Annotated in this window: 21 protein-coding genes and 1 pseudogene; 8 read left to right on the top strand and 14 right to left on the bottom strand. The window is 68.0% G+C overall.

Going from position 1 to position 22,586, the window contains the following annotated elements:
• Positions 1 to 206 (bottom strand): annotated as a pseudogene (locus B116_RS26535) (flavin reductase); the annotation flags it as partial.
• Positions 207 to 1,163: 957 nt separating this feature from the next.
• On the opposite strand from B116_RS26535, the gene B116_RS0110095 reads away from it, so the two are divergent.
• Together B116_RS0110095 and B116_RS24975 are read left to right on the top strand one after the other, a co-directional pair.
• Positions 1,164 to 2,027 carry a helix-turn-helix domain-containing protein gene (locus B116_RS0110095; RefSeq protein ID WP_027660013.1) on the top strand — a complete coding sequence of 288 codons (864 nt, stop codon included), beginning with the start codon at positions 1,164 to 1,166 and terminating at the stop codon, positions 2,025 to 2,027.
• A complete protein-coding gene (locus tag B116_RS24975; protein ID WP_018221516.1) occupies positions 2,024 to 2,212 on the top strand; it encodes a DUF397 domain-containing protein in 189 nt (62 codons plus the stop codon). The genes B116_RS0110095 and B116_RS24975 overlap by 4 nt, the downstream gene beginning before the upstream one ends.
• 500 nt (positions 2,213 to 2,712) lie before the next feature.
• Here the strand turns inward: B116_RS24975 and B116_RS0110085 are convergent, their stop codons facing one another.
• Both B116_RS0110085 and B116_RS0110080 read right to left on the bottom strand, forming a co-directional pair.
• Positions 2,713 to 3,357 carry a LysE family translocator gene (locus B116_RS0110085; RefSeq protein WP_027660012.1) on the bottom strand — a complete coding sequence of 215 codons (645 nt, stop codon included), beginning with the start codon at positions 3,355 to 3,357 and terminating at the stop codon, positions 2,713 to 2,715.
• Between the two features lie 359 nt (positions 3,358 to 3,716).
• Positions 3,717 to 4,958 (bottom strand): metal-dependent hydrolase family protein, encoded by a 1,242-nt coding sequence (locus B116_RS0110080; RefSeq protein ID WP_223874556.1) that lies wholly within the window; start codon positions 4,956 to 4,958, stop codon positions 3,717 to 3,719.
• A gap of 466 nt (positions 4,959 to 5,424) precedes the next feature.
• On the opposite strand from B116_RS0110080, the gene B116_RS27445 reads away from it, so the two are divergent.
• A complete protein-coding gene (locus B116_RS27445; protein ID WP_027660010.1) occupies positions 5,425 to 5,823 on the top strand; it encodes a hypothetical protein in 399 nt (132 codons plus the stop codon).
• Positions 5,824 to 5,837: 14 nt separating this feature from the next.
• On the opposite strand, the gene B116_RS27440 is transcribed toward B116_RS27445, so the two are convergent.
• The 3 genes from B116_RS27440 to B116_RS24970 are packed head-to-tail and all read right to left on the bottom strand — an operon-like array spanning position 5,838 to position 7,067.
• Positions 5,838 to 6,272, bottom strand: coding sequence for a hypothetical protein (locus B116_RS27440; RefSeq protein ID WP_155245769.1), 435 nt, complete (start codon positions 6,270 to 6,272; stop codon positions 5,838 to 5,840).
• A complete protein-coding gene (locus B116_RS26515) occupies positions 6,269 to 6,661 on the bottom strand; it encodes a helix-turn-helix domain-containing protein (RefSeq protein WP_082312775.1) in 393 nt (130 codons plus the stop codon). The genes B116_RS27440 and B116_RS26515 overlap by 4 nt, the downstream gene beginning before the upstream one ends.
• Positions 6,662 to 6,716: 55 nt before the next feature.
• Positions 6,717 to 7,067, bottom strand: coding sequence for a type II toxin-antitoxin system RelE/ParE family toxin (locus B116_RS24970; protein WP_223874555.1), 351 nt, complete (start codon positions 7,065 to 7,067; stop codon positions 6,717 to 6,719).
• A 334-nt stretch (positions 7,068 to 7,401) separates the two neighbouring features.
• Between B116_RS24970 and B116_RS0110065 the strand changes: the two genes are divergently transcribed.
• From B116_RS0110065 to B116_RS0110055, 3 genes are all read left to right on the top strand, one after another.
• Positions 7,402 to 8,214, top strand: a complete 813-nt coding sequence (locus B116_RS0110065) for an inositol monophosphatase family protein (RefSeq protein ID WP_027660009.1) — start codon at positions 7,402 to 7,404, stop codon at positions 8,212 to 8,214.
• A gap of 233 nt (positions 8,215 to 8,447) precedes the next feature.
• Positions 8,448 to 9,461, top strand: coding sequence for a coiled-coil domain-containing protein (locus B116_RS0110060; protein WP_027660008.1), 1,014 nt, complete (start codon positions 8,448 to 8,450; stop codon positions 9,459 to 9,461).
• A 36-nt stretch (positions 9,462 to 9,497) separates the two neighbouring features.
• Positions 9,498 to 11,051, top strand: a complete 1,554-nt coding sequence (locus B116_RS0110055; protein ID WP_027660007.1) for a fused MFS/spermidine synthase — start codon at positions 9,498 to 9,500, stop codon at positions 11,049 to 11,051.
• A 72-nt stretch (positions 11,052 to 11,123) separates the two neighbouring features.
• Here the strand turns inward: B116_RS0110055 and B116_RS0110050 are convergent, their stop codons facing one another.
• Both B116_RS0110050 and B116_RS0110045 read right to left on the bottom strand, forming a co-directional pair.
• The gene (locus tag B116_RS0110050; protein ID WP_027660006.1) at positions 11,124 to 11,792 is read right to left on the bottom strand and encodes a potassium channel family protein; all 669 of its coding nucleotides are present in this window, start codon (positions 11,790 to 11,792) and stop codon (positions 11,124 to 11,126) included.
• Complete coding sequence (locus tag B116_RS0110045; RefSeq protein WP_027660005.1) at positions 11,782 to 13,116, bottom strand: TrkH family potassium uptake protein; 1,335 nt, start codon at positions 13,114 to 13,116, stop codon at positions 11,782 to 11,784. Before B116_RS0110045 ends, B116_RS0110050 begins: the two co-directional genes overlap by 11 nt.
• Before the next feature lie 179 nt (positions 13,117 to 13,295).
• Between B116_RS0110045 and B116_RS0110040 the strand changes: the two genes are divergently transcribed.
• The gene (locus B116_RS0110040) at positions 13,296 to 14,042 is read left to right on the top strand and encodes an SDR family NAD(P)-dependent oxidoreductase (protein ID WP_026322083.1); all 747 of its coding nucleotides are present in this window, start codon (positions 13,296 to 13,298) and stop codon (positions 14,040 to 14,042) included.
• 27 nt (positions 14,043 to 14,069) lie between these two features.
• Here B116_RS0110040 and B116_RS0110035 read toward each other — a convergent pair whose 3' ends face one another.
• Positions 14,070 to 14,867 carry a hypothetical protein gene (locus B116_RS0110035; protein WP_027660004.1) on the bottom strand — a complete coding sequence of 266 codons (798 nt, stop codon included), beginning with the start codon at positions 14,865 to 14,867 and terminating at the stop codon, positions 14,070 to 14,072.
• A gap of 104 nt (positions 14,868 to 14,971) precedes the next feature.
• On the opposite strand from B116_RS0110035, the gene B116_RS0110030 reads away from it, so the two are divergent.
• Entirely contained in the window at positions 14,972 to 17,110 is a 2,139-nt protein-coding gene (locus tag B116_RS0110030; RefSeq protein WP_027660003.1) for a RecQ family ATP-dependent DNA helicase, read from the top strand.
• A gap of 43 nt (positions 17,111 to 17,153) precedes the next feature.
• Here B116_RS0110030 and B116_RS0110025 read toward each other — a convergent pair whose 3' ends face one another.
• The 5 genes from B116_RS0110025 to B116_RS0110005 all read right to left on the bottom strand — a co-directional run bounded on the left by B116_RS0110025 (position 17,154) and on the right by B116_RS0110005 (position 22,267).
• Positions 17,154 to 17,570, bottom strand: coding sequence for a helix-turn-helix domain-containing protein (locus tag B116_RS0110025; protein ID WP_027660002.1), 417 nt, complete (start codon positions 17,568 to 17,570; stop codon positions 17,154 to 17,156).
• Positions 17,571 to 17,737: 167 nt separating this feature from the next.
• Complete coding sequence (locus tag B116_RS0110020; protein WP_027660001.1) at positions 17,738 to 18,946, bottom strand: class I SAM-dependent methyltransferase; 1,209 nt, start codon at positions 18,944 to 18,946, stop codon at positions 17,738 to 17,740.
• A 102-nt stretch (positions 18,947 to 19,048) separates the two neighbouring features.
• Entirely contained in the window at positions 19,049 to 20,722 is a 1,674-nt protein-coding gene (locus B116_RS0110015; RefSeq protein ID WP_027660000.1) for a DEAD/DEAH box helicase, read from the bottom strand.
• 593 nt (positions 20,723 to 21,315) lie between these two features.
• Positions 21,316 to 21,543 carry a DUF3107 domain-containing protein gene (locus B116_RS0110010; protein WP_018218186.1) on the bottom strand — a complete coding sequence of 76 codons (228 nt, stop codon included), beginning with the start codon at positions 21,541 to 21,543 and terminating at the stop codon, positions 21,316 to 21,318.
• Positions 21,544 to 21,607: 64 nt separating this feature from the next.
• Positions 21,608 to 22,267: a TetR/AcrR family transcriptional regulator gene (locus B116_RS0110005; protein WP_026322082.1), complete on the bottom strand. Its 660-nt coding sequence runs from the start codon at positions 22,265 to 22,267 to the stop codon at positions 21,608 to 21,610.
• Between the last annotated feature and the right edge of the window lie 319 nt (positions 22,268 to 22,586).

The following is a 22,586-nucleotide window of genomic DNA, read 5'->3' as shown; positions in this document are numbered from 1 at the left end:
CTTTCCCTGAGGTCGGGTCTGGTGCCGTTGAGTCGGGATAGCTGATCTGATGCCTCGGCCAGGAGCTTGTCCTGGTGGGCCAGTAGTGCTGACCTCCTGCCGCGATACTCGGCCAGCAACGCGAGCCGCGCGGGTTGGCAGGGCCAGTCGGCGCCGCAGGCCCGGCACCGCCAGAGCGGGCGCATGGGGTCGTGTGCGCGGATCATGGTCGGTTCCCGCCCGCGTGGTCACGTAGGCAGCGTTTGAGGTCACCACACCGGGGGCACCAACTGCCCGAGCGGCTTTTGGTCACCAGGCCCAGAATCACGCCAACGGCGAGCCCAACGACCACGGCAGTAGCAATGCCGACCATCGATGCTCCCTCAGTCTCGCCTGTCGGCGCTTTGGGCGGGCGGCCGGTGCGCGGTCACCAGCGACCTCCGTTGGCTCGCCACTGCTGGGCCGGAGTGAGCCAACCGACGCGGCCTACCTGGGGGTTGGCGACGGTGGGTTGAGTCATCCACGCCGGCAGATTGACTGGCCGGACCGGGCTCGGCGCTGCCAGGCGGTACGGGGGGTTCGCGCGGTGTGGCCCGACCGTGCGGTGCGCTCGGGCCGCATGGTGCGGCCGTGCCGGCGGATTGCTCTTCCGGCGGCTGAACCAGCGGATACGCATTTCGACCTCCTCTAAAGAATGGGATGGCGTTGCATCCGGCGCGGCCCGCACCGGGACCCGTTGCGGCACCCGAACCGTTATGGGGCGGACAAACTGGGGTGAGGCCTGACCGGCGGAGGGCGTCCCCGGCCCGAGTCTGTGACTGGTAGCTAAGGGCCGGGTCGTCACCCTCAGCCTTTCGACTACCACAGCGGCAACAACGAGCGTCACCACAAGCACTGCCGACAGCTTCTGCCGGTTCATGGGTGGGTTTGGGTCCAGGGGACGACTCGCTCGCACCCAGCGGCCATCGGTCTGTGGGGCTGCTACCGAGATCATCATTAGCATTGACGCTCCTAGAGTCCAAACAGCTCTCGGCAGGGTGGACAGAGCATTACCTGAAGCAATCAAGGTCGCAACACTCCGAGCGAAAATCTCGCTGAAATATTTACACCGGCTCATTGTGTGTGCATCATGTGGATGAAGTGAAACGGATCGGCGGGCAAACTGAGACGTGAGGGATGGTGACGTGACGAGCGTCGGATCAAGCGTGCCAAGACGGGAACTCGGCCGGTATCTGAAACAGGCTCGCGAAGAGGCCGGATGGCCCCTCGAAACGGCTGCAAAACAGCTTGAATGGAGCAGGGCGCGCATGTATCGCATTGAAGGGGGGCAGACATCTGTCCGCACCCACGATGTCGAGCTGATGTGTCGCCTCTACGGCACCTCGGACGAAATCCGTCAGGTCCTGGTGGGACTGGCGGGTGAAAGCAAAGCGCGGGGGTGGTGGCAGGCATACGGGGATGCCATCCCCGACTGGTTTGAGCTGTATGTAGGCATGGAGGCAGCAGCCGATCGGCTACGTCAGTACGAACCGGCGCTCGTGCCGGGGCTACTCCAAACCCGGGAGTACGCGGAGCGCGTCCTACGTTCCAAGCCTGGCATCGAACCGGCGGAAGTGGCCAAAGCGGTATCGGTCCGGCTCGAACGACAGCAACTTTTGACGCGTGGGGTCCCCCGTGCACCGAAGCTCGACGTTGTGCTGGGTGAGGCGGTACTACGGCAGCGCGCGCCGGAGATGCCGGCGCAGCTCCAACACCTTGTAGACGCCACTATGCGGGAGAGCGTCACGATTCGGGTAGTACCGATTGTGACCGCCCCCCACCATGTGTCACTCGCTGGCGGATTCGTGATCGTGGACTTTCCGGCGCGGGGCACACGTCCTGCCGAGCCAACGACCGTCTACTCTGAGTCGCTAACCGGGGCCCTGTACTTGGAGAAGGCCCGGGAGGTGGCCGCATACGCTGAGGCCTGGGTGGCGCTCGACGGGGTTGCACTAGACCCTTTCCGCTCGGCAGACCTCATCAAGCAAGCACTCAAGGAGCATCAGTGAGTAATCTGATCGGTGCAAAGTGGCACAAGAGCAGCCGAAGCGGCAGCACCGGTGGCAACTGCGTGGAGGTTGCCAGCAACCTTCCCGGCGTCGTGGGCGTTCGTGACAGCAAGGACCCCACCGGGCCGGCTCTGGTGTTTGGTCCGGAGGCGTGGCGGGCGTTCGTGCAGCACGCCCGGCGCTGACAAGCGAGCAACTGAGCCCCCGGCGCGTCAACGTCGGGGGCTTAAGCATGTCTGGGGTACGTGCTGGCAGATGTCGAACTCGTCGCTCTCGAAGGCGCTGATGTAGAAGGCCATGCCCAAGCCCTGGATAGGGCCTAGTTGTGGATGCGGTGGGCCGTCCAGGCTTGTGCGGCCCACCGCCAGTTGCCTTCGGTGGGGGACTGGGTTTTCGCGTCGACGTTGCTCCCATAGGTCCGCGAGAGCGGACGCGAAGGTCCCGACTGCTTCTGGGGATGCCTGCTTCCAGGGCGGGATCTGATCCGCCCAGGACTCGGCTTGTGCTGGCGTGTGGCCTGCCCGGATGAGTCGGACGATCAGTTCGTCCTGTGCCTCCTGCCAGGCGAGTGCCTCGGGGTATCGAAGCCACCGGCACCATCGCCAGCATCAACCAGTGGCTCCGGGCCTCGCCTGCGAGGAAGCGTCTTAGCCGGCTGACCTGCCGGCACGCGTGCAGTTGCGGCTCAGGTGGTGACCGCCCGAGACCGGTCGGCCGCGATCCGTATCGCCAGGCCGGCCAATGCGGTACCCATCACGTACCGCTGCGTTCGCATCCAGACCGGCCGGCGAATCAGGAACGTCGACACCGAACCGGCGGTGAGCACGATCAGCGCGTTCACTATGAGGGAGACCAGGATCTGGGTGAGGCCGAGTAGCAGGCTCTGCACCGCCACGTGCCCCCGTGCCGGATCGACGAACTGTGGCAGCAACGAACCGTACAGAATCGCGACCTTCGGATTGAGTAGGCTGGTCGCCAGCCCCATGGTGAACAGGCGCCGCGTGCCGTCCGATGGTAGTGGCACCGGAGCGAAGGCCGACCGGCCCCCGGGACGCAACGTCCGCCAGGCTAACCAGCCCAGGTACGCTGCCCCGGCCAGCTTCACCGCCGTATAGAGCGGCGGCACGAGCGCGAACAGCGTGGCGATTCCCGCCACGGCGGCGATCAGATAGGCCAGGAGCCCGGCGGCGATGCCCAGCAACGACACCAGCCCGGCTCGCCGGCCCTGCGTGACCGACCGAGAAACCAGGTAGACCATGTTCGGCCCCGGCGTGAGCACCAGCCCCAACGCCACCAGCCCGATTCCAACCAACATGCCGACTGTGACCATGCAAACCGCCCGCTCGGGTAATCCGGGCGGCGACATTATCACGGGCGATTCCGGGGCCCGAACGAGCCGTGGGCAGCTTCCCTGAGGGATGAAGGCGCATGATCAAATTCGTGCGCCAGTAGGTGGTGACCAGCAACACCCGGTCGGCGAGGTCGAGTGACCACTGCCGGCCCGGCCGCCCGTCCGCGATCGCGTCACCGCCCTGCCCGGCGACCAGCCGGACCAACCTGCGGAACTGGACGGGCTGTCGGACACCAGGGCTACTAGACATCTCTTAGCTTGATCTTTAACCTGGTCGACGTTGATGGGGATTCGCGGTTTTCGATTTCTTGGTGTCCGGTCCCGCCGAAGACGGCGAGTTATTTGATTTCGTTCTTTACAATCTGGCCGTCCTTTATGATGACGGCCAGATTGGCCGGATCGGCGATCAGGTCGATGTCGGCCAGCGGGTCGCCACGCACGAGCAGTAGGTCGGCGTATGCGCCGGGCTCGACGACACCGAGCGGCGCGGGGTAGGGATTGCGCTCACCGCACATCGCCAGCAGCGACGCGTTGTCGTGAGTCGCCATCCTCAGCACCTGTGCGGGTGCATACCAGCGCACGAGTTTGGCCAGCTGCGCACCCTGCTGCTCGCTGAATTTAGGGTCGAACAGGATGTCGGAGCCGAAGGCCACCTTGACGCCATGCGCTGTGGCCATCTCGTAGGCGCGCTCGGTGCCGGCATAGGTCTTTTTCTGCTTGGCCCGGCTCGCCGGGTCGAGCATGGAGTTGGCCTCGTCCTCGAGGAACGGTTGAAGACACCACCAGATGCCCCGGTCGGCCAGCATCTTAACCGTCTCATCGTCGAGCAGTTGCCCATGTTCGACGCAGCGCACCCCGGCCCGGACGGCCTGCCTGACCGACGCCGGGGTGTACGCGTGAACGGTCACATAGGTTCCCCAGTTAGCGGCCGCGTCCACCGCCGCTCGGATCTCGGGTTCGGTGTACTGGGTCACGTCCAGCGGGTCGTAGGGCGATACGATGCCGCCGCCAGCCATCACCTTCAACTGGGTGGCGCCGAGCATCAGCTGCTGCCGCGCCGCCCGTAGGACCTCGTCGACGCCATCCGCGATCGCGCTGATGCCGACCTGTTCGAAGGCCGACAGCGGCTTAGAGGGGTCGCGCGGCAACTCGGACCTGACTCGGAAGTCACCGTGGCCGGAGGTTTGGGTAATCATCGCGCCGCTTGGGTAGATGCGCGGCCCGGGCGTCACGCCCTGGTCGATGGCAAGCTTGAGCGGGAACGAAGGACCGCCGGTGTCGCGGATCGTGGTAAACCCGCGTAGGAGCGTCCGCTCCGCCTGCTGGGCCGCTCGAAGCATAATGTAGCGGGGGTCGGAAGTCGCGATCTCCAGTTGAGAGACCCCGGCGAGAACCGAGTGCCAGTGGGCGTCGATCAGGCCGGGTATCAGGGTATGCCCGACAGCGTCGATGGTCTCACCGTCGCCCCGCGAGTCGCCGAGGCTGGCGATGAACTGACCGTCGACGGTCACGGTGGTCGGTTCGGTGAGCACATCCGATCTGCCATCGAAGACCCGCGCGTTCGCTATCGACATCCTCATGACCTGACGCTAGGGCGTCTGACCCCTGAGCTGGGCCGATTGCTCGAACCCGCGACGGGCGAGTGGGTGAAGCCGGACCCAATCGGCACCGCCATCGGCTGCAGGTCTAACTTGATCCCCTGCCACACCGCACAGGTTAAAGATCAAGTTAGTGTCATTGATGTTGCCAACAGCGCGGGAGCTGCCCTTCAGAGCGTAAAGAGTCGTGCTGCGGGCCGCTGTGGGCATGAGCCGAATCTTGTCGCTACTGGTGCAGGCCGAGGAATGGCTGACGCATTGGGCAGGCGCGTACGATAGGTGCCGCAATGGGCACTGCAGCTGGCGGGCTGGTAGGTTTATCGTAGCGGCGTAATCGGTGCCAGAGCTGGAGGAATCGTAGCCAGCGAGCTTGGCAAGGGAATCGGGAAGCGGATTTGCTCATGGTCTTATTCGTACGAGCTGCTGGTCCGCACGAAACGGAGGAAGCGTGACCGCGATCGCTGACGCAGCAATTCCCGACCGTGCGTCTGGCCTCGTTCTCACCCTTGGGCTCTTAATGACAGCCGCATCGTGTCTCGTTGCCCTCGCATCGTGGTTCAATTGGAAGAACTACTTCCCGGATGGACACCAGGACAGATGCGTGGCCGCGATTGCCTTGATGTTTACCTTCGGCACGGCATTCCTGGGGACAACCTGGATCGAGCCCACCGCCAGCCTGTCAACGAATCTGATCGACGCCGTCCAGAACGTACTGATAGTCCTCACATTGCTGTCGGCGGCCTTAGTCGCCATGATATATTGGTTCAATCGACCTCAGTTCCTGGTCCCTGCCCGCTACCGCAACGACCGTGGCCGGTGGGCGGAACGCGCACGGCATGGACGTTAGGTTCGAAGGATGAACTAGCGGATCTCAAGTTGCCGCAACTCATTGCCCCAGTAGTGCTTGAGCAATGGAGCGGGTACGCCTATAAGTCTCGCCGCTTGCTGCACATGTACCCGGAGGTACGGCATTACGGTAGGGAGGCCAGCTCCATGCGCAAAGTCGTCAAGAACTTGATCTGTCGGCTTGCTCACTGGTGTAGTCAGGCCGAATATCGCCGCAACGTCGACCCTGATCACTGCTTTGCTTCCGCGTAGCTCTATCTGCGCACGGAAGATGAACTCCCCATTTAATAGTGCCTGCTGGACATGAAGATCTGAGGAGTCACCGTCGACCGGTATCTCTTTCATGTCGAAGCCGTCACGTCGCCGTGCTGATACCTCGTAAACGCGCACGTTCTCGAGGCTGAGAAGCGAGGTGAACTCTGCAGCAGTGGTGACGGTTTTTGAGGTCATGAAGCCAGTTCGATCACGGGGCGCAATTCGGCGGGAGTTTCCATCTCGTCACTTTCGCTGTCGACGGATGCCGGTATGTGGTAGCTCGCCTTCCAGGATGCGGCAAGGCCGGCAACCTCTACCATCAGTCGTACCCGGCCGCCCGAAGCCCTCGCGTAGCGTTGGACGGTGGAGATTCTTGGATCCCCGCCGGCTCGTTCGAATTTCGAGACGGCAGACTGAGTTGTTTCCATCTCGCTGGCCACGTCCGCCTGAGTAAGGCCTTGACGAACCCGCAGACCGATGAGTGTGTCGATCAAGCGTTCGACGTCTCGGGCGTCTTCCAGGGCTGCTCGAATGTGAGGATTGTCCGAATCTAGTCCGAGTAGATCGAAAAGTTCGTTCCCCATGTCGTGGCTCCCCTTGGTTGCCGCCCCAGCGTATCGCCTAGAGGCGATAATGACACTACTTGTCGTGTCGTGACTTCCAGTCACGGAAACGATCTACCGCGATGTCGACGTGGCGACTCTCGTTCTGACGCTGCTTCTGGAAGAAGTGGAGCGCCAGTAGGACCAGGTTGCTCGCTCCCTCGCCGTAGGCCAACCTCATTCGCCGTTCGCCTACCCGGACGCGCACCTCGAGCACCCCATCGCGCAGCGGCTTGACGTCGCCAGGTCGAGCACGTCCTTCGGCAACCCGATCCATGATCGTTTGGAGCTTGGCAGTCTCCGCCTTCGTGAGCCTGGCTTTAAGGATCTCTCGACGTACCGGATCGCCCCCGCCGGGCGCTGCGTAGAAGTCCCAACGTCGGCTCATGCGTCAGGGCCCGGTGGCCCGGTCAATCCAGTCTGCGGGTGTGAACTGGGCCACGTCGACGGTATGGCCGATAGCTTGGTCGATAGAACGCCCAGTGTCCAACTCGGTCCTGTTGCGTGACGTGGGCAGGGCGAGGCTGTTGCTGCTGCCAAGGTGGATCGGGGTCCCGGTCCCGTTGAGTCAGTCCCTGGTTGCCCTCAGGTGCGGCGGCCGGGCTGCCGCTGTCGGTCGGCGGGGATTTCCCGGACGAGCCCGGCGGGGCCCGGGAGGCGGTAGAACGGGGAGATGAGGAAGACGGTGGTCCGAGAGGCGGTCGAGAAGCGACGTCCGTCCCGTGACTGAGAACCTGTCCGACGAGGTCAGCACGCTCCTGCGTACGGCGGCTGACCAGGTTGTGCTGCCGCTGTTCCGCCAGCTGGACGAAGCCGACATCGAGGAGAAGGCCCCCGGCGACCTCGTTACCGTCGCCGACCGGCGGGCGGAGGAGCTGATCTCGGCGGGTCTGCGCCGGCTGCGGCCCGATTCGGTGGTGGTCGGTGAGGAGGCCGTCGCCGAGGACCCGGAGCTGCTGCGGCACCTGCGTCGCTCCGGCCCGGTGTGGCTGGTGGACCCGATCGACGGCACCGGCAACTTCGCTGCCGGTCGCCCGCCGTTCGCGCTGATGGTGGCCCTGTTGATCGACGGAGAACCGAGCGCCGCGTGGATGTTCGACCCGGTGGTCGGCACGCTCGCTGTCACGCACCCCGGTGTGGGGGCGTACGTCAACGGGCATGCGGTGCGTACGGCCGGAGCACCGGCTGACCTGGGCCGGCTACGGGGCGCGGCGATGGCTCGCTACCTGCCGGCGGCCTTGCGTCCGCGGGTGGAGGAGGCCGGTGCCCGGTTGGGCGAGCTCCTTCCCGGCCAGCACTGCGCCGGGCGGGAGTATCTGGACCTGCTCCTCGGGGTGCAGCAGTTCGTGCTCTACTGGCACACCCTGCCCTGGGACCATGTGCCCGGCACTCATCTGGTCCGGGCCGCCGGTGGCGTCGCCCGGCGCTTCGACGGAGCTGAGTACCATCCGGGCGTCGAGGGGCAGGGCCTGCTCGTCGCGGCGGATGAGCGGATCTGGGAGGCGGTTCGGGAGGCGTTCTTCGGCGGAGCGTGACGACGCGCGCCACCCAGCGTCAGGCAGTGTGTGACGGTGTCCGCCGCCCGGCACTTTGCACCGGGTAACGGTGTGCGCCACCCAGCGTCAATCCGGGGAGAGCTTGCGGATCTGGGGGTCTCACAGCGGTGGTCGGTCCGGTATCGTGGCCGACGGTCTCTGCCCGCTGGCCGCCGATAGGGTGCCGACCAGCGGGGATCGTGGGGGCTGACGGCACTCGGGAAGGATCCACTGTGCGCACAGTCCCGCCCCGCGGGGGCTCCCGTCCGCTGACTGTCCTCGCGATGGCGGTGGTGGTGGCCGTGGCGGTGCTGCTCAGCGCGGTGCCTGCCCAGGCCGAGCCGGGAGAGGGCGGCAGCGAGAAGTTGCGGAAAGCGCTGACGGCCGCCGCCAAAGCGCACATCGACGCTACAGCCAAGCTAAAGAACTCCAAGCGTCGGCAAGAGGAGCTGACCACGGAGCTGAAGACGGTCGAGGCGGAGCTGACAGGCCTGACCGTTCAGGTGGGCGAGGTGGCCGCGCAGTCGTACCGGTTGGGTCGACTTACCCCGATGGCGACGTTGTTGGAGAGCGCGTCGCCCGACGAGTTCCTGAATCGGGCGATGAATCTGGACGTGATGGCCCAGCGGGACGGCCGTAAGGTGCGCGAACTGACCGAGGTCCGGGAGGCGGCGAAGAACGCGAAGATCGCGATTGACTCCGAGGTCCGCGAGCAGGAGAAGCAGCTCGACATCTTGGCGAAGAACAAGAAGAAGGCGGAGGTGGCGCTCGCCGCCGTCAGCTCGGGTGGCGGCTCCGGGTTCGGTGGCGGTTCGGCCAGCGCCGCGTCAGCGCCCCGGAGTTCGGACGGCTCCTGGCCGTCGGAGTCCTGCTCGGTCAACGACCCGACCACCTCTGGCTGCATCTCTCCGCGCACCCTGCACATGCTCAAGCAGTCCCAGGCAGATGGTTTCAAACGGTACGTCTCCTGCTACCGCAGCGGCGGCGGGGGCGAGCACCCGAAGGGGAAGGCCTGCGACTTCGCCGCCGCCTCTAGCGGGTTCAAGAACGTCTCCGCGACCGGCGGCGACAAGGCGTACGGTGATCAGCTCGCGACCTACCTGAAGAACAATGCGGGCCGACTCGGCGTGATGTACGTCATCTGGTATAGGCAGATATGGATGCCGAATACCGGTTGGCGAGCGTATAGCGGCGGCGGGAGCCCCGCCGCCGACCACACCAATCACGTTCATGTTTCGATGTACTGACTCGGGCGACCAGCCTCGCTGCGTACCATCGCGCGGGTGAACTCCGCCTCGCCCCAGACTCCCGTCCGGTCGGCCCGACTCGGGTCGGCGACTGGTTCCGCCCTGCCCAAAGGGCTGGCCGCGTTTCTGGTCTTCTTCTCCAGCGGTGCAGTCCTGGTGCTGGAGACGGCCGCGCTGCGCCTCGTTGGTCCGTACGTCGGGGTGACCCTCCAGGTGACCAGCTCGGTGATCGGCATCGCGTTGGCCGCGATCGCGTACGGAGCGTGGGTCGGCGGGTGGCTGGCGGACCGTCGGGACCCACGTACCCTGCTGGCCCCGGCGCTGGTGCTGGCCGGGATCGCCACCGCGGTGACCCTGCCCGTGGTCCGGTACGCCGGGGAGGTGCTGCGGGGCGGGGCGGCCTCCGCGATTCTGCTGCTTGTCGCGCTGGCTGTCTTCCTGCCGGCGATGCTGCTGTCGGCGGTCACCCCGATGGTGGTCAAGCTCCAGCTGTCCGACCTGCGCCGTACCGGCCAGGTCGTGGGTCGGCTCTCCTCGATCGGCACCCTGGGTGCGGTCACCGCCACCCTGGTCACCGGCTTCGTGTTGGTGGCCGCGCTGCCCAGCACGGTGATCCTGCTCGGCCTGGCGGTCTCGCTGGGTCTTACCGGGCTGATCCTCGGCTGGTGGCTGGGGCGGACGGCGGGCGAGCAGCTGACCGGCCCGGCCCGGGTGTCGGCCAGTCTGGCCGTGCTCGGCCTGCTCGGCGCCGGACTGACCACGGTCGCCCCGAACCCGTGTGACATCGAGACGGCCTACCACTGCGCCCGCGTTGAGTCCGACCCCGGCCGGGCGAGTGGGCGTACGTTGCTGCTCAACTCGGCCCGGCACTCGTACGTGGACCTGGCCGACCCGACTTACCTGGAGTTCGCGTACACCCGGTGGTTCGGGGCGGTCGCCGATGTCATCGCACCCGCGGGGCGCCGGCTGGACGCGCTGCACCTGGGCGGAGGTGGCTTCACCATGCCGCGGTATCTGACCGCCACCCGGCCGGGCACCGAGAACGTGGTCTTCGAGATTGACGGCGGGCTGGTCGAGCTGGGCGAGGAGAAGCTTGGCGTGCGTCAGGGGCCGGAGCTGCGCGCGGTGGTGGGGGACGCCCGGATGTTGGTCGCCGCCGAGCCGGCGGAGAGTCAGGACCTGGTGGTGGGGGACGCCTTCGGGCATCTGGTGGTGCCGTGGCACCTCGCTACCCGGGAGATGGCCGCTGAGATCCGCCGGGTGATCCGTCCCGGCGGCGGGTACGTGCAGAACGTCATCGACTATCCGCCCCTACGCTTCATCCGTAGTGAGGTGGCTACTGTCGCGGCAGAGTTCCGGCAGGTAGCCCTGATCGCTCCGCCGGCCGCGCTCGCCGGTGAGCAGGGGTCCAACTTCGTCATCGTGGCCTCGGACGCGCCGTTGCCGCTGGCCGCCATCCGAGAGCGGCTGGGCGAGGTCGACCCGGCTGCGGTCGTGCTGGACGGCACGGCGCTGCAGGAGTTCGTCGGCGACGCGTTGGTGTTGACCGATGACTATGCCCCGGTGGACCAGCTGCTCGCGACCGCGTGACCGCCGCCGGTCCCGGCTGAATTCGCCGCCGCGACCTACGGCATCGTCGCCGGCTGGTGGGCCTCGCCGGGGTCAGCTGAGCGCAGCGAAAGCCTGCACCTGTTCGATGGTGCCCTCCACGATCAGCATGCTCTCCGAGGCCAGTACGGTGTCGTCGGTGGCGGCCTGGAACCGTTTCCCGGCTAGTTTCGCCGCCACCACCCGTACTCCATGGCGGTCCTGTGGGGTTAGCTCGTGCAGCGGGCGGCCGGTGAGGCTCTCCGGGGTGCGGACCTTGGCGATCGCGAAGTCGTCGCCGAACTCCATGAAGTCCAGCATCCGGCTGACGATGAGGTGGGCCAGCCGTTCGCCGGCCTCCGCCTCGGGGAAGATCACGTGGTGCGCCCCGACCGAGGTGAGGATCTTCGCGTGCTCCGGCGAGCGGGCCCGCGCCCAGATCTGTGGGATCCCCAGGTCAGCGAGGGCTAGGACGGACAGCACGCTCGCGTCCATCGAGGCGCCGATGGACACTACGGCGCGTTCGAGGTCTTCCGCGCCGAGCTGGCGCAGCGCCCCCTCTTCGGTGGCATCGGCCTGCACGACCCGGTCGATTCGGTCGGCCCACCGCTGCACCCGTTCCGCATCCTGGTCGATGGCGAGTACCGGATGCTCGAGCTGCACGAGTGTGTCGGCGACGTGGGAGCCGAAGCGTCCGAGCCCGACCACGATGACCCCGCTGTGTTGGTCTCTCCTAGCCGACAAGGGGTTGCTCCTCCGGGTAGCGGTACAGCCGTCGTCGGGTGTTCAGCGCGAGCGCCGACCCTAGGGTCAGCGACCCGACCCTACCGACATACATCAGAACAATAAGTACGTACTGCCCGCTGTCGGGCAGGTTGGGCGCGACGCCGAGGGAGAGGCCGGCGGTGCTGAAGGCCGAGGTCACCTCGAAGAGCGCCACGTGGTGGGGCGTCCCCTCGGTCAGCAGGATCAACGTCACCGTGCCGGCGAACACGAGTGCCACCCCGAGCAGTGCCACCGTGACCGCCTGTCGTTGACTGGCGGTGGCGATCCGGCGGTGCCGGATGGTGACATCTGGCTCGCCCCGCAGCTCGGCCCAGATCACGAAGGCGAGGAGGAAGAAGGTGCTGACCTTGATGCCACCGGCGGTGCTGGCGCTGCCGCCGCCAATGAACATCAGTGCGGTGATCGCCGGGATGCTCTCCTCGCCCAGCGCCTCGATGTTGATCACATGGAATCCGCCGGTACGGAAGAACGCGTTCTGGGCGAACGCGGCGAGGATCTTCTCCGGCCACGGGCGAATGCCGAGCGTGTACGGGTTGGACCATTCGGCGGCCAAGAGGGCGAGGAAGCCGACGATCAGCAGCGTCGCGCTGCCCCAGATGGTGAGCTTGGTGGAGATCGACCAGCTCGTCGGGTGGCGCCTACCTCGGACGGCCTCGAACAGGGCCGGGAAGCCGAGTCCGCCGAGGAGTGCCCCGAACGCCATCGGCAGGATGAGCCAGGCGTCGCTGGAGAATCCGAGCAGGCCGTCGCTGTAAAGGGCGAAGCCGCCGTTGTTGAAGGCCTGGACGGCATGGAAGACGCCGACCCAGAGCGCCTCGCCGAAGGCGTAGTCGTACTTACCCCACAGGCGGAGCGTCAGGACGATGGTGATGATCGCCTCGGCGGTCAGCGCGATGGCGGCGATCCGGAACAGCAGCCGGCGGACATCACCGAGGCCGAATTCGGCGGTCTCGGCCTGCACGAGTAGCCGGTTACGCAGTCCGAGTCGGTGGGATACCACCAGGATGACCAGGGTCGCGCCGGTCACGATGCCGAGCCCACCGACCTGGGTGAGGATGGTGATCACCGCTAGGCCGAAGTCATTCCAGTAGTTTGGCGTGTCCACCACGGCCAGGCCGGTCACCGAGACCGCGGAGGCGGAGGTGAAGAGGGCGGTGACGAACGGGGTGTGCCGCTGTTGGCCGGTCGCCCATGGCAGCATCAGCGCGAAGGTGCCGATGAGGATCGTTGTGCCGAACCAGACCGGCACCAGTCGAACGGGGCGCCGTAACAGCCAATGCACCCGACAATCTTCACTTTTCACCGGGAGGGGCGGGGTGGAAACGGCACTCCGGGGGTCGACCAGCGAGGATAAACCGGCCTTCAGTGGGCGTTTCAGGTCAACCTACGGCCGGTGGCACCCCGATGCGGGCGTATCCCGCTAACCTCCTGATCGACGGTGGCTTCGAAGGGGGACAGTGCATGGGCGAGCGGCTGGCCGTGATCAGTGGAGGCGGCACCGGGATCGGGGCAGCCACCGCAGAGGCGCTCGCCGTTGACGGCTTCGATGTGCTCGTCGTGGGCCGGCGGGAGGAGACGCTGCGGGCCACCACGGCTCGGCTCTCCTGGGACCTCGCCCGACCCGGCGCGGTCCGGGCGGTGGTGGCGGACCTGGCTGATCCGCAGCAGGTTTCTCGGGTGGTCGAGGCGGTCGATGGCCGGGCAGTCGACGTGGTCGTCAACAACGCCGGGGGCTACCTCGGTGGGGAACCCGACACCCTGGCTGGGGTCGCCGAGCAGTGGCGGGCCAATCTCGAGGCGAACCTGCTCACCGCCGTCCTGCTCACTGAGGCGCTGCGGCCGGCACTGCGGCGCCCCGGTGGTCGGGTGGTTCTGGTCAGCTCGAGCGTGGCGCAGCGGGGCGGCGGCGGGCCGTACTCCGCGGCGAAGGCCGCACTGCACGGCTGGGCGTACGACCTGGCGGTGCGGCTCGGGCCGGACCAGATCACGGTCAACGTGGTCAGCCCCGGGTACGTCGCGGACACCGAGTTCTTCGGCGGCCGGATGACCCCCGAAGGGCACGCCCGGCAGGTCGCGGCCACGCTGGTCGGTCGAGCCGGCACCCCGGAGGAGATCGCCGCGGCGGTCCGCTACCTCGCCGGCCCCGCCGCCGGCTACGTCACCGGGCAGGTCCTCGGTGTCAACGGCGGGTCGGTCCTGGGTCGGTGATGGTGGCAGCGCCCCGCCGCCGTCCGCTCACTCGTCCAAGATCTCGTACGCCGCGGCCGGTGCTGGCGTCACGTCACCAGTGGGGGGAGCGACCGTCGGCGCGTTGCCGTAGTCGTAGTACCGCACCAGGTACTCGGTGGCCGGTTGCTCGTCAACGGCAGGGAGGTCCATGGTCAGCGTGTCGAGGTGGCCGTCGCTCCCGATCACCGCTGTGAACGGGATCGATGTCGCTTGCTCGCCTAACTCCGCGATGTCCACCTCGGTCACCGCCTCGGCGATCTCCGGCTCATCGGTCAGGTTGACCGTGCCGGTGTAGGAGCCGTCGACCTGCTGCTGCACCGTGTCGGCGGCCCGGATGATCACACCGGCGTTGCCGATGTCGGCGCCGTCATACACCTGCGGACTCGACAGCTTGCTCTGGTCCAGCTCCATCCACTGCCGCGGCAATTCGAGTAGCTCGTTCAGCTCCACCGCGTCCTCGAAGTGCGCCTTCAACCAGGAGCGCTGGTCAACCACCCGGAAAGACATCGTCAGGCTGAAATTCGACTCGGCCTCGGGTAGGGCGATGTTCAGCTCCATCCCCTTGCCGGTCGGGTCAACTGAGCCAGTGACCGGGGTGCCGGCGGCGTCCACGGCGGAGAAGCGGAACGCCGGCGTCTCCTCGTCCGGCACCGCGGCGAGCAGGGCGTCCTTCGGCGTGGGGGGCGGTGGCGGCTCGCTACTCGTCAGTCCGCACCCCGCCAGCAGAACACCGGCGGCCAGGAAGGTGGCTGAGCCGACGGTGGCCCTTCGGACCAGGGGGGTGGCGCAGGTTCGCTGCGTCATGAGTGCTGCCTCTCCAGCTATGGGAATGCCGCAGTCGATCCTCACATAGCCAGGTAAGCCGACGGCCGCCGGCCAACACGAGAGGGTACTGGTAGAAATGCCGGATGGGCCAGGATCGAACGGCGGTACGCGAGCAGGCTGAGACGGTGCTGCGGCGGCTGGCCGGTGAAGACGCCCGGCTCCGCGACGACCAGTGGCGGGCGATCGAGGCGCTGGTGGTCGACCGGCGGCGGGTGCTCTGCGTCCAGCGCACCGGTTGGGGTAAGTCAGCGGTCTACTTCGTGGCCACCGCGCTGCTGCGGACGGCCGGCGAGCACGGACCGACGGTGATCGTCTCCCCGTTGCTGGCGTTGATGCGGAACCAGGTCGATGCGGCTGTCCGGGCCGGCATCCGCGCCCGGACCATCAACTCCGCGAACCTCGACGAGTGGGACGAGATCACCGGGGAGATTCACGCCGGGGCGGTGGACGTGCTCCTGATCAGCCCAGAACGGCTCAACAACCCGGACTTCCGGGACACCGTACTGCCGAAGCTGGCAGCCACCACCGGGCTGCTCGTGGTGGATGAGGCGCACTGCGTCTCCGACTGGGGGCACGACTTCCGCCCCGACTATCGCCGGCTGCGGACGTTCCTCGGTAACCTGCCGGCCGGTACGCCGGTGCTCGCCACCACGGCCACCGCCAACGCCCGGGTCACCCAGGACGTCGCCGAGCAACTGGGTGCGACGTCCCAACTCGGGGCGGGGCCCGAGACCCTGGTCCTGCGGGGCAGCTTGGACCGGGAGTCGCTGCGGCTCGGCGTGGTCAACCTGCCCGGCCCGGCGTACCGGCTGGCCTGGCTCGTCGACCACCTGGACGAACTCCCCGGCTCCGGCATCATCTACACGTTGACGGTGGCCGCGGCGGCGGAGACCGCCGAGTTCCTTCGGTCCCGGGGCTACCCCGTGGCCTCGTACACCGGCCAGGCTGACGACGCGGACCGGCGCGCCGCCGAGCAGGATCTCCTCGACAACAAGATCAAGGCATTGGTGGCCACGAGCGCGCTCGGGATGGGTTTCGACAAGCCCGACCTTGGGTTCGTGGTACACCTCGGCGCGCCACCGTCGCCGATCGCGTACTACCAGCAGGTCGGCCGGGCCGGCCGGGCTGTCGCCCACGCCGAGGTGCTGCTGCTGCCCGGCGGTGCCGAGGACGCCGCGATCTGGCGATACTTCGCCACGCTGGCCTTCCCGCCCGAGGATCAGGTGCGGTCGGTGCTGGCCGCCCTGTCCACCGACCGCCCCCGCTCCACGCCGGCGCTGGAGCCGATCGTGGACCTGCGCCGCACCCGGCTGGAGCTGATGCTCAAGGTTCTCGACGTTGACGGCGCGGTCCGCCGGGTACGCGGTGGCTGGATCGCTACCGGTGAACCCTGGACTTACGACGAGGCCCGGTTGCGTCGCGTCGCCGCGGCCCGCACCGCCGAACAGGCGGCGATGCGGGAGTACGCGACCACCTCCGGCTGCCGCCTTCGTTATCTGCGGGAGTGCCTGGACGACGCTGGGGCAACCGACTGCGGTCGATGCGATCGGTGTGCCGCACCGACTTTCACCGAGGAGCTGTCCGATAACGCCCTGCGGGCAGCCGAGGCCTTCCTCGGCCGCCCCGGTGTCGGGGTTGCCCCCAAAAAACTCTGGCCGACTGGCCTTGCTGCCGTGGGCGTTCCCCTCAAGGGGCGGATCGCCGTCCCGGAGCAAGCTCTGCCCGGTCGGGCCGTCGGGCGCCTTTCTGATCTTGGCTGGGGCGGGCGGCTGCGCGAACTCGTCGGGCCGGGCACGGTCGACGTGGAGGCGCCCGACGATGTGGTTGCCGCCGTGGTGGAGGTGCTTCGGGAGTGGGCACACGGCACTGACCCCTGGCCGCATCGCCCCGTCGGAGTGGTCGCGGTCGGCTCCCGTCATGCCCGGCTGGTCGCCTCCCTCGCCGGGCGGATCGCCGCGGTGGGGCGAATGCCGCTGCTCGGCACCGTTGTGGTGTCCGCCGGGGGCGGACCACGCGGCAACAGCGCCCAACGGGTACGCGCCCTGCACGGCTCGGTGACTTTGCCGTCGGAGTTGGCCGGTGCCCTGACCGGACTGGACGGGCCGGTGCTGCTCGTTGACGACCTCGTCGATTCGGGGTGGACCATGGCGATGGTGGCCCGGGAACTGCGTCGGGCGGGAGCGCCGGAGGTGCTTCCGCTCGCCCTGGCCGTCGCTGGTTGAGGGATCAGTCCGGCCGGCACTCTGGCGGTCGCTGGTTGCGGGATCAGTCCGGCTGGCGGACTGGGCGCTGGGCCAGGTAGCGCAGCAGATCCCGGATGTGGTGCTTCTCCTCGACCGACAACGCCGGGTCGGCGAGGCGTTCGAGGATCGCCCGGACATCGGCCTCGACCGGGCCGTCGTTGCCGTGTCGAGGCAGCGGGGCGCCGGCCTCCGGCAGACCGAGAGCGCGGAACGCGGCGGCCACGGGTAGATCGAGCGCGACGCAGAAGCCCCGTACCTTGGCCAACTCGGGGTAGTCATGCCAGTCACCGGCGAGCCAGCGGAAGACGGTGGAGCGGCCGATCCCGGTCTGGGCCGCCAGGTCGGTCACCGTCCAGCCGCGCTCTGCGCGGGCATGGTCGATGGCGCGCCGGACGAAGCGGGCGAACGCTGCCTGTGCGGTTCCCTCTCCCGAAGCCATCCCAGCTGATCTTCCTCCCCTCGGCCTGGTGCAGTCTTCGCATCATCCAGAATCGACACTCGACGGTGCGTAGCTTGAGGGTAGTACGGCGGCCGTGGTTAGTGAGTAACCACTGTGGATGCTGAGTCGGTCGGTCGGTCGGGTCGGTGGTGATGCCCGCCGGTCGGCTATCGGTCGGTCGGGTCGGTGGTGATGCCCGCCGGGCGGCTAGTCGGCTCTGTCGCGGTCGTGCCGGCTGGTGTGCCGAGCAGGGTCGCTAGCCTCGGCGTGACCCGCCAACCGTCAACCAGCGTCCGGTACTGCGCCCAGTGCTCACCAGTCGGGGACGCTCCGGTGTGGCGGGCCCGAATAAGCAGGTTGCGCGGTGTGTGGCGGGAGTCAACGAACTCGACCACTTCGGCCCGGTAGCCGTGCAGCCGTAACAGTCCGGCCCGGACCGCGTCGGTGAGTACGTCGGCGAACCGTTCGCGGAGGATGCCCTGCCGAGTGAGCAGCTCGTACGGGGGCGGGGTGGGCTGAGAGCGGAGCTGGGCGGCGAGGTCGTGGTGGCAACAGGGCGCCGCGAGCACCCAGCGAGACCCCCACTGCACAGCCCGCGCGAGCGCCTCGTCGGTGGCGGTGTCGCAGGCGTGCAGGGCCAGCACCAGATCAGGGTCGGGGCCAACGGCCGCATCGGTGATCGTTCCCGCCACGAAACGCACCTGATCGGCCCAACCGAGCTGTCGAGCCAGCTCGGTGTTGCGTTGGCGCTGGTCTTCGCGGATGTCAACGCCGACCAGGTGGACATCGATGCCCTGTTGGGTCAACCAGCGGTACGCGGCGAAGGTCAGGTAGGCGTTCCCGCAGCCCAGATCGACCACGCGCAGTGGGCCGTGGAGCCCGTCCGGGAGTGTCGCGGCGAGCGCCCGTAGAAAGGCGTCCACCTGCCGCCGCTTGGCCGCCGACCCACCGATCACGGTGAAGATCGGGTCACCGGGATCGAGTAGGTGGGCCTTCGTCCGGTCGTGGCCGACCGGCTCGGCTGCCGGCGGGGCCGCCGTGCGGTGTACCTGTGCCGCACCGGATTTTGTGACTCGGAGCTGCAGGGTGGTCGCTGTGGTCTCGACGTGCCAGTTGCCGAAGGGCTCGGCCAGCAGCGCGTCCACCGCCGCCTCCGCTTCCGCGCCTCGGTCGAGGTTGCGGGTGTGGGGCGCGCTCCCGTTCGCGGTGATGACCTGGAGGCGGGGGCCGGATTTGAGGGTGACCGGTCGTAGCTCTGCACGGTGCACCGACGGGCGAAGTCCGCGGCGATGACCGGCAGCCACCGCCCGGGTGAGCCCGGTGTCGAGCAGTAGCGTCCGCACTTCGGCCAGCGCGGCGGGCAGGGGCTCCGGCATGGTGTCATCCTCCGGGGATCGGCGGTGGGGCGCTCCGGGCGGCCGAGCACGCGACGTCCCTCGCTGGTGCCAGCGAGGGACGTCGGCAGTGACGCGGCGTGTTCAGTCGGTGGTTGTCTTGGCCGCCGTGCCGGTGTCGCTTGTCTTGGTCGTCGTGCCGGTGTCGGAGCCACCGCCGCGGCGTCGCCGGCGACGCCGCGGCTTCGGCGCCGAAATGCCCGGCGAGTCGGCGGTGGCCGCTTCGCCGGTCTCGACGGTCGATGCCGCGGATTCGCCGGCGGTGATCACCTCGCCGCCCCGACGGCGTCGCCGGCGGCGGGGGGTGCGCTCCGCGGCCTCGCCCCCCTCGCCCTGGTCGGTGGTGGCGCCAGCTTCAGAATCGGCGTCGCCACCGCGGCCCCGGCGGCGGTCCCGGCCTGTGCCACGGCGCGGCCCGCGGCCATCGCCGCGGCGGGGCCGCCCGCCGAGGTCCTCCTCGACCTCAGCGGAGAGCCCGGCTCGGGTCCGCGCGCCGGTGGGCAGGGTGCTGGTGACCTCCGGGGAGATGTCCAGCTCGGCGTAGAGGTGCGGGGAGGTGTGGTAGGTCTCCGGCGGCTCCGGCATCTCCAGGCCAAGGGTCTTGTCGATGATTCGCCAGCGGGGCATGTCGTCCCAGTCGACGAAGGTCACCGCGACCCCGCTCGCCCCCGCCCGGCCGGTCCGGCCGATCCGGTGGGTGTACGTGTCCTGGTCCTCCGGACAGTCGTAGTTGAGGACGTGGGTAACGCCGCTGACATCAATGCCCCGGGCGGCCACGTCGGTAGCGACCAGAGTGTCGATCTTGCCGGTGCGGAAGGCCCGCAGCGCCCGCTCCCGGGCGCCTTGGCCGAGGTCGCCGTGGACGGCGGCCACGGCGAAGCCGCGGAAGTCCAGATCCGCTGCGACCCGGTCGGCCGCTCGCTTGGTCCGGGTGAAGATCATGGTCAGCCCGCGCCCCTTGGCCTGGAGGATTCGCGCCACGATCTCGATCTTGTTGAGTGAGTGGGTGCGGTAGGCCAACTGCTGGGTCTGCGGTGACGGGCCGGTCTCGGCGGTGTGCCCGGCGTGGATCGTCACTGGCCGGCGCAGGAAGCGCCGGGAGAGCGCGACGATCGGGTCCGGCATCGTGGCCGAGAAGAGCATCGTCTGCCGCTCTTCCGGCAGCATCGCCAGGATCTTCTCGACATCGTCGAGGAAGCCCAGGTCGAGCATCCGGTCGGCCTCGTCCAGGACGAGCGCGCGGACCCGATCCAGCTTCAGCTGCTTCTGCTTGGCCAGGTCGAGCAGTCGACCGGGGGTGCCGACCAGGATCTCCACACCCGTGCGGAGCGCCTCGATCTGCGGCTCGTACGCCACCCCGCCGTAGATCGGCAGTACCCGGACGCCACGAGTGCTGCCTGCGGCCTGGAGGTCCTTGGCAACCTGGATGCCCAACTCGCGGGTTGGTACAACGACCAGCGCCTGCGGGGCGCCGTCGCCGCCCTCGGCGGGGGCGAAGACCCGTTCCAGCAGTGGCACGCCGAAGCCGAGAGTCTTGCCGGTACCGGTCGGGGCCTGGCCGATCAGGTCAACGCCGCGCAGCGCGATCGGCAGCGCGTACTCCTGGATGGCGAAGGCTCGGGTGATTCCAGCGGCGTTTAGCGCGTCAACGGTCTCTTTACGGGCGCCCAACTCGGCGAAAGTGGGCGCTTCCGGGCGTACTGATGCGGTGGCGGCAAGTTCGGTGCCGTCCATGAGGTTGTGGGTGAGTTCGCTCATCTCGATGTGGGGGTGCCCTCTCGTGGGTGCGCCCCGTTAAGTCCTCGAGGCGCGGACGGTGTGGCGCGGGCCACACGGTCGGGTGGCGAATCGCCGAGCCGGACCGGGCCGCACGCGCGCCGCGGGCCGGCTGCGACCAGATCGAAACGGGAACTAATCGATCGTTGGACCAGATCGATTGTTGGACCAGATCGAGATCGAACGTCGGTCGGAGCCCACGGCAACTGTTCTATTCTACCTGAACCTCTCCGGCGCTGCTCAGATTCCGGCAGGTGGTGCCGGGAAGGCCGGGGAGAGCCGGCGCCTTCGCCTGCTCGAGGCGGCGCAACTGCGGGCTACCGAGGCAAGGGCGATGGTCGTTCCGCTCGCCGGCAGCACGCTTGGGGCGAGGCCCGTCGAGGGGTGGCCACGACTCTGCGAGGTGGCGCCAACCGCCTACCTTGCCCCCGGGGGGGGTGAACCGGGGAGCTATCCCCAGGGTTGACTCGCCGACCTCCGACGCAAGCACTGAGCGTGGGGTGTCGGCGTCGCTCACCGCCTGCCGGACGCACGCCACGGCAAGTGCCTCGGCACCTGCCGTGGCAGGGCGCTGGTCAGCGGACCGTAAATCCGACCGCCCGGGAGGACGCCTCGGCGATTTCGACGTAAGCGACCTTGTCGACCGGGACGATGACCCGCCGCCCCTTCTCGTCGGTGAGGGAGAGGGTGCCGCCGTCGCCGGCGATGGCGTCGGTCACGATCCGCTCGATCTCGGCCGGCGACTGTGCGCTCTCCAGAACCAGCTCGCGCGGCGCGTACTGCACGCCGATCTTGACCTCCACTGTGCCTCCTCCGCTGGGGCGAGAATGCCGCCTTGCGAAGGCTATCCGATCACGGGGGCGGCGGTCAGGCTGACTCACCTTGCAGCGGGAAGCTCGCGATGCCTCGCCAGGAGAGCGCGGCGACCAACGCCTCCGCCTCCCCCTTCGCCACCTGCCGCCCTCGGGCCAGCCAGAACTGCGCCGCCGTCTCGGCCGCCCCGACCAGGCCGGACGCGAGCAACTCCGCGTGTGCCCGGCTTACGCCGGTATCCGAGATGATCGTGTCGGTGATCGCCGCGATGCAGCCCTGCTCCACCCGCTCGACCCGCTGCCGTACCGCGGGGTCGTTGCGCAGGTCGGACTCGAAGACCAGGCGGAATGCCTCACTCTCATGGTCAACGAAGTCGAAGTACGCCCGGACGGAGGCGCTCACCCGCTCCTTGTTGTCGAGGGTGCCGCGCATCGCTTCCTGCACCTTTGCCACGAGCGTGTCGCAGTGGGTGTCAAGCAGTGCCAGGTAGAGCTCCATCTTGCCGGGGAAGTGCTGATACAGCACCGGCTTGGAGACCCCTGCACGTTCGGCGATGTCGTCCATCGCGGCTGCGTGGTAGCCCTGCGCGACGAACACCTCCTGCGCCGCGGCGAGCAACTGCCTGCGGCGGGCGGACCGGGGTAGGCGGGTGGGCCGGCCGGCGGTCTGGGTGCCGTTCCCCACAGCGGTCATGGGAGCCTCCGAGTTCTTCATACGAGCTGGCATATCACCCGAACCGGTCAAGGATCACTGCCTGTCCCGGAATTGGCCCGCCGCCGTAACTTATCGCCACTGTCACCACACGGTAGCCTCAGCGGGGGCGACCAAGGAGCGCGCGGTGAGTGATGCAGGGCAACCCGGTGCCGCCACCCCGGGAGAGCACGGTGACGAGACCGGCCCACAGCCGGTCCACTCCCGTTCCGACAGTCCGTGGGTGCCCCCCACCGGAGCCTGGGCGCCGGAAGCAGCCACACCCTGGCGTCGATCTGACTCGTCCGCTGGTTGGGGCGATTCCTCTCCGCGCCACGGTGAC

Source organism: Salinispora fenicalii (genome assembly GCF_000514815.1).
In the GTDB taxonomy this organism is placed as follows: Bacteria; Actinomycetota; Actinomycetes; order Mycobacteriales; family Micromonosporaceae; genus Micromonospora; species Micromonospora fenicalii.
Note: the sequence above shows the minus strand (reverse complement) of the source record. Positions and strands in the feature narration are given on the sequence as shown.